7 protein-coding genes and 1 pseudogene are annotated in these 5967 nt (G+C 62.5%); 1 reads left to right on the forward strand and 7 read right to left on the reverse strand.

Annotation, left to right across the window (positions count from 1 at the left end; genetic code table 11):
- The 5 genes from CMI59_RS13110 to CMI59_RS13130 all read right to left on the reverse strand — a co-directional run.
- Positions 1 to 415 (reverse strand): head-tail connector protein (locus tag CMI59_RS13110; RefSeq protein ID WP_293328690.1); only part of this gene is annotated, 415 nt, incomplete at its 3' end.
- 112 nt (positions 416 to 527) lie between these two features.
- Positions 528 to 950: a hypothetical protein gene (locus tag CMI59_RS13115; RefSeq protein ID WP_293328691.1), complete on the reverse strand. Its 423-nt coding sequence runs from the start codon at positions 948 to 950 to the stop codon at positions 528 to 530.
- A gap of 11 nt (positions 951 to 961) precedes the next feature.
- A complete protein-coding gene (locus CMI59_RS13120) occupies positions 962 to 2245 on the reverse strand; it encodes a phage major capsid protein (protein WP_293328695.1) in 1284 nt (427 codons plus the stop codon).
- A 45-nt stretch (positions 2246 to 2290) separates the two neighbouring features.
- Positions 2291 to 2788, reverse strand: a complete 498-nt coding sequence (locus CMI59_RS13125; RefSeq protein WP_293328696.1) for an HK97 family phage prohead protease — start codon at positions 2786 to 2788, stop codon at positions 2291 to 2293.
- 414 nt (positions 2789 to 3202) lie between these two features.
- Positions 3203 to 3463 carry a hypothetical protein gene (locus CMI59_RS13130; RefSeq protein WP_293328692.1) on the reverse strand — a complete coding sequence of 87 codons (261 nt, stop codon included), beginning with the start codon at positions 3461 to 3463 and terminating at the stop codon, positions 3203 to 3205.
- 118 nt (positions 3464 to 3581) lie between these two features.
- Here CMI59_RS13130 and CMI59_RS13135 point away from each other — a divergent pair, with 118 nt between their 5' ends.
- Entirely contained in the window at positions 3582 to 3878 is a 297-nt protein-coding gene (locus CMI59_RS13135; RefSeq protein ID WP_293328693.1) for a hypothetical protein, read from the forward strand.
- An 8-nt stretch (positions 3879 to 3886) separates the two neighbouring features.
- Here CMI59_RS13135 and CMI59_RS13140 read toward each other — a convergent pair whose 3' ends face one another.
- Positions 3887 to 4549: a hypothetical protein gene (locus CMI59_RS13140; protein WP_293328694.1), complete on the reverse strand. Its 663-nt coding sequence runs from the start codon at positions 4547 to 4549 to the stop codon at positions 3887 to 3889.
- A 66-nt stretch (positions 4550 to 4615) separates the two neighbouring features.
- Positions 4616 to 5592 (reverse strand): annotated as a pseudogene (locus CMI59_RS13145) (phage portal protein).
- Positions 5593 to 5967 lie beyond the last annotated feature (375 nt).

The following is a 5967-nucleotide window of genomic DNA, read 5'->3' on the forward strand; positions in this document are numbered from 1 at the left end:
CGGCGGCGGCCCCGCCATAGCCCGCCGTGAAGGAAACGCCGATCCCTCCCACCGTGTCATCCGGTGCGGGCAGCGCGGCATTCCGTTTCAGGGCGATACGCGGCGGGTCGTGACGCAGGCCGAGGTCGTAAAGCGCGGCGTCGAGCGCCGTGCCGTCCACCGCCAGTGCTTCCACGCTCACCACCGGCGCAAGCGGCAGATTTATCCGGCGCGTCTCCGGCCAGGCATCAAGCGTCAATTGCCAGCCTTGCGAAACAAAGGCGCGGCGCGTTTCCGCTTCGAGCATGGTGCGCGCAGCGGTCACGAGCCCGGCAATGAGCGCGTCGTCCGATGTGCTGTCCACGCGCAAATGCGCCCGCGCCTCGTCCATCGTCACCGGCTCTTCCGCCGGGCCGTCGATGAGTGTCAGGGTCATGGGGTTCTCTCAAGACTGTCATCCCGGCTTTATGCCGGGATCCAGGGGCCGCGAGCATAGTGGCCACCGCTCTGGATCCCGGGACAAGCCCGGGATGACATTGAGTGGGAAATCAAACCGGCTTCACATCCGCACCGCCGAGCAGCGCCAGCGCGGCGACGGGCGTACCTTCGTCATGCGTGCCTTCGGGCACCACACGGATACGGCTGTAGCGCAAGGACCCCACATAGCCGATGCGGTATTCGCTCTGCTCTTTGCCTGCCGCGTCGATACTGGCAAAGACGCCGTCCGCATCGACGCTGCCCAGAACGCCGCCGTCCTCGCTCACCGCCTCCCAGCTGCTGCCATCGGCGGAGGCTTCCAGCACGAGGTCGAGACGGTCGGTCTCGCTCAAGCTGTCGCCGCTCGCGCCAATGGCGACGATATGTTCCACGCCGTGAAAGCCCTGAATGTCCACCGGCGCGCCCGCGCGCGCTTCCGTCGTCACGGCAGGGTCGAGCGTCTGCACGCTCGCCAGATTGTGATGCATGTCCATGCCCGTCTCCCTTATGCGCCGAATTTCATCAGCTTGATCGCTTCGAAGTTCTGCACGCCGCCGCCCACGCGCTTCGTCGTATAGAAGAGCACGTAAGGCTTGGCGCTATATGGATCGCGCAGCACGCGCACGCCCAGCCGGTCGACGATCAGATAGCCGCGCTTGAAATCGCCAAAGGCGATGGCGGTCGCGTCTTCCGCGACGTCCGGCATGTCCTCGGCTTCCGTCACCGGATAGTTCAGCAGCGTGGGCGGCGCACCGGCGGCGAGCGAAGGCTGCCAGAGATAATTGCCGTCCATATCCTTGAACTTGCGGATGATGCTCTGCGTCGCGCGGTTCATCACGAAGCGGCCATTGGCGCGGTAGCCCGCCTTCACCGCATAGATGAGGTCGATCAGCTTGTCCGCCGGATTGGACGCCGGGAAGGCGCCCGCATTGCCGGTCGAGACCGTGCCGAGCTTGCCCCATTCCCAGGCAGCATCGTCCACCGTGTCATAGGACATCAGGCCGCGTGGCTTCTTCACGCCGTCGCCGGTGACGAAGGCCTTGCCTTCCTGCTCGGCGAAGGCGGTCTGCACTTCTTCCGCCAGCCACTGGTCGATATTCACCGCCGCGTCGTCCAGCAGCGTGGAGGTCGCCGCCGGCATGGCATAAAGCTCCATCGCCGGGAATTCGAGTTCGGCAAGCTGCGGCGCGGCGCTTTGCGGCCTTGCATCGGTTTCGCCGACCCAGCCGGTCTGCGGCCCGCCCGTGGTGAAGGGCTTCTTGTAGCTCGCCGAGCCGATCTGCCGCACGCCGGCAATGGCGCGAATGGGCGAGGCTTCCGACACGATGCGTTCGATCATGCGCTCCGTTTCGGCGGGCACCAGATAGCCGCCATCGGGATCGGACTGGGCCGACAGCGCCTTTCCTTCCAGCGCACGCAGCTCGCCCGTCTCGCCCTGGCGCACATAGGCATGGAAGGCCTGTTTATGTTCGCGCCGCGCAGGATCGAGTGTCACGCCCTCGCCGCCCATTTCCGGCCGGGACAGCGAGAGCGCCAGCTCGTCCACCATCTTCTTCTGCCGGTCGAGCGCGCGGTCGATGCGGTCCACCTTGTCGTCGGTCAGCGGGTCGGCGGACATCTTCCGCTCGATCTCGCCCAGGCGCTCGTCATTGGCCTGCTTGAAGTCCTCGAAGGCGGAGAGGAAATCGTCCATCGCCTCGCGCACTTCATGGCCGGATGCGCTTTTGGTTTCGAGGACGCGCGCGTCCTCCTTCAGCGATGCGCCGATGCGCGGCACGCCGTTCTCCATGGCACTCATGTGCAGTATCCTTTTGTCGGAGTTTAGAGAGAGGGGCTATCGCGCCCCGAAAATGCGCGCGGCCCGGCGGATCGTCCGCGCCAGTTCCACGTCGCCCGCCTTCACCGCGCTTACCCGTGCATCGGGCAGCATGGGAAAGGTCACGATGGAAATTTCCCAGAGATCGACATCCATCAACCGCCGCACGCCGGTCACGCGGTCCTTCACCGCCTTCACCGCGTGATAGCCGATGGACAACCCGTCGATGGCGCCCGCCCGCAGCAGCGACAGCACCTCGCGGGCGCGGCCGACGTCGGAGAGCAGCTGTCCCTTCACATGCAGGCCGCGCGTGTCTTCCGTCAGCGCGGTCCAGACGCCGATCACTTCATTGGGGTCGTGCTGATAGAGCATCTTCACCCCTTGCGCCCCGCGCCGCCGCAGCGAGCGGGCGAAGGCGCCGGGCATCACCACGTCATGCCCGATATCCTCGGTATGAAACAGGCTCGCATAGCCCTCGAAGCTGCCGTCGGCCCTCACCGATTTCGCCTCGAACATCGCCTCCGCCCGCTCGCAGGCAAGGATCGCCCGCTTGTCGCTCAAATCCCTCACCGCGCTCCGCCTCCTCGAATGTCGGGCAACAAAAAAGGCGCCCTGCGAGGGGCGCCTTTGGTTTCCCTTTTTCTGCTGTCACCCCGGGCTTGTCCCGGGGTGACCTTTGTTATTTCAATATGGCTAAACGCAAAAACTTAGTGTCATCCCGGCGAAAGCCGGGACCCATTGGCAGATCAGCCAGACGAGGTGTGAGTGGGTCCCGGCAACAAGTGCCGGGACGACACCGACTGTTTGTTTTCTGCCGGACTTCAAAACAGATGCTGTCTTCCCGGGATTTATTCCCGGGATCCACTCTCATCTCGATTTGCCGACAGGTGGATTGGGTCCCGGCTTTCGCCGGGATGACACCGGTAAGGATTACCGCCCCACCGCCCTGTCCAGCTTCGCCTCGATCCGCGCGAGCGAGGCGCGCATGGCCTTGCCCTGCTCTTCCAGCCTTGCCGTGCGTTCCACCATTTCGTCGGTGCGGGCGGAGCGCGCCTCCAGCGTCATCAGCCGTTCCGACGCCGCGCCTGCCCAGACGAGCGCGCCGCCCGTCTGCAGCGCGATCGCCAGGATCAGCGCAATCGGCACCCGCTTGTCGAGATGCCATCCATATTCCACGCCCTCGACCGACATTTCCCTTCACCGCCTTTTGGCGCGCCTCGTATTTTCCGAAATGCGCGTGTTTCATGTATGCTGCCGGGCACCGGCCATAAACGCAGCCCCTAAACGCAGCAAAGAGACCTGAGCCCAGATGAATACCGACCAATGGATGATCCTCGTCATGGGGATCGTACTCGCGCTTGCCCCGATGATCCTCGCCACCATGGAGCGCAAGATCCGCGACAAGGGCGAAACGACCGTCCCCAACGTCATCACCATCAAGGGCTATTCGCTGTCGCCCTTCTCCCTGTTTTCAGGCTTCATCGCGCTTGTGCTGCTCTGGCTCTCCGGCATGATGAACCCGAGCCTCGGTTTCGTCTTCATCGTCTTCGGCGTCGTCGCCGCCATCGTGACGGTCCAGCAGGTCCGGGCGACGAAGAAGGGCTGAGCGGGTCGTTAAAGATGGTCTGCGTAGAGACATAAGAAATTCTCTATGTGCTCAGAAGGTAGGCCCCGCAACGGCATAGGAAAATCATCCACATGCGCATATTTGGCTGTTGTCCAATGTGTTGGACGCTGCGGCGGAACATACGCTGGAATGCTATTTCCTAATCTCGCATCGAGATTTTTATGTCCGTTTAGGGCACCCGATTGCAGATAGACTCTCTCAATGGGGCCTGGTTCTCCAAAGAAATTCCAGATTCTGAGTGCAACATCATAAGCCCACAGTGGACCTAAGCCGCTACTCTTTCTCCCTGCGACTTCGCACACAATCCAATACAGTTCTTCGAAATATCCGCACCGCAAAATTTTGTTTTTACGCCTGAGATTCAAGAGCTCTTTTGTTCCATTTGGCATTTTACGCTTTTTTATACGCTCTTGATGTGAATGTATTTGCTTAGTTGGACCGAAATAGCCATTTCCAGCTTGCATAATTGCAGTACGCAAGTCCGGTAAACTCTCAAAATAGCTCTTGTCTCTCTCAAGGCATTTGGCACAGTTGTTCAGGTAGTCATCCACAAGTATCGCTAGATTAAAGTGTAACTGTGGCTGAACTGTCGGGCCGCAATGGGTGTGGTGGGTCAAACAACGTGGATAGGGAATAGGTCGGCGTGCCATCGTTGCACTCCTAAAAATGACACCCATTATTATGGTGATATTTTTAATTTATCCAACTGACTATCTCTACTTTCCATACCCCACCGCCTCGCGCTTCTCGTCGTCGGTCAGGAAGTCCGCCGCGCCGACGCGGTTCCACAGCGCCTCGCGTTCGGTGGAGAGCGCGGCCACGCCGTCCGCGTCGTACCAGAGCCGCAGATTGCCTTCATATCTCGACGCCAGCCAGTGGCTCATCATGCGCGCCGTGCGGCCCACCAGCGGCAGCACGGTCTGTCGCCAGAAGCTGCGGTTCGCCTCCGCGTAGTTCGAATAGGTGTTGTCGCCGGGAATGCCCATCATCATGGGCCGAGCGCCAGCGCGATGTCGCGGGCGGCCGCGCGTTTGGCTTCCACGAAATCCATTTCCTTCGGCGTCAGCCCCATGCTCGTCCAGTCGAGCCCGCCTTCGAGCAGCAGCGGACGGCCCGCATTGGCCGCACCCTGGTAATTCTCGGCCAGTTCCCGCTTCAGCCGGTCGAACTGGTCGTCGGAGAGGTTCCGTGCGCCCTCCGCGCCCTTATAGACGAGCGCGCCGGAGGGCCGCGCCGCATTGTCCAGCAGCGCCTTGTTCCACGCGCCCGCCGCATTGTGGATGTCCACCGCATAGGCCGCCGCTTCCAGCGGGCTCAAGCCATAGTGATCGTCCAGCGGATTGAAGAGCCGCATATGCATCACCGGCGACGCACCGTTCGTTTCCGCCCGGATCGTCACTTTCCGTCCGTTGACGGAATACTCCCACGCTTCCGGCCAGCCCTGCCGCCCGGGGATCACCTTCATGCGGTCGGGGCGCAGCGCGTAGAGTTCGCGCGGGTGTCCGTCCAGCTCCACGCATTCCATATAGGCATTGCCGCTCACCTGCAGAAAGCCGTACCAGGCCTCCATCAGATCCGCTCCCGCCTCGCGCGGGTTCGGGCGTTCCATGAGGTCGAGCAGCGGATGCGCCGTCACCTCTTTCGTGCCGTCGTAGAGCAGCCAGGGCACGCTCGCCGCGGCTTCCGCGATCATCCGCACCGCGCGATAGGCGACCGCATTGCGCTTGAAGCCTTCTTCGGCCAGCGCCGCATAGTCGCGCGGCGTCCAGACCGGGCGGCCCAGCGTTTCCACCGAGATCACGCCCGCGGTGCGGCTTGCCTTCGCTTCGATTTCGTTGCCGCGCTCTTTGTCGTTGCGCTGCGCGCGCAGGGCAGCCCTCACCCTCGCCCATCGCGTGGTGGTCATGGTTTTCTCCGTTTTCCCAAAGCAACGCGTCATGGTCCGGCTTGTCCGTGCCATCCACGTCTTCCTTTAAAGCCGCTAAGACGTGGATGCCCCGCATGAAGCGGGGCATGACGGACAAAATACAATCACACCGCCCGCATGCGCGGCCGGCCCGCCTCGCCC

Source organism: Parvibaculum sp. (assembly GCF_002684405.1).
Taxonomy (GTDB): Bacteria; Pseudomonadota; Alphaproteobacteria; order Parvibaculales; family Parvibaculaceae; genus Parvibaculum.

Excerpts from the sequence above, each read along its gene's own strand:
- CMI59_RS13135 (WP_293328693.1), top strand. The coding sequence starts at position 3,582 with ATGAATACCGACCAATGGATGATCCTCGTCATGGGGATCGTACTCGCG.
- CMI59_RS13130 (WP_293328692.1), bottom strand. The coding sequence starts at position 3,463 with ATGTCGGTCGAGGGCGTGGAATATGGATGGCATCTCGACAAGCGGGTG.
- CMI59_RS13140 (WP_293328694.1), bottom strand. The coding sequence starts at position 4,549 with ATGGCACGCCGACCTATTCCCTATCCACGTTGTTTGACCCACCACACC.
- CMI59_RS13125 (WP_293328696.1), bottom strand. The coding sequence starts at position 2,788 with ATGTTCGAGGCGAAATCGGTGAGGGCCGACGGCAGCTTCGAGGGCTAT.
- CMI59_RS13120 (WP_293328695.1), bottom strand. The coding sequence starts at position 2,245 with ATGGAGAACGGCGTGCCGCGCATCGGCGCATCGCTGAAGGAGGACGCG.
- CMI59_RS13115 (WP_293328691.1), bottom strand. The coding sequence starts at position 950 with ATGGACATGCATCACAATCTGGCGAGCGTGCAGACGCTCGACCCTGCC.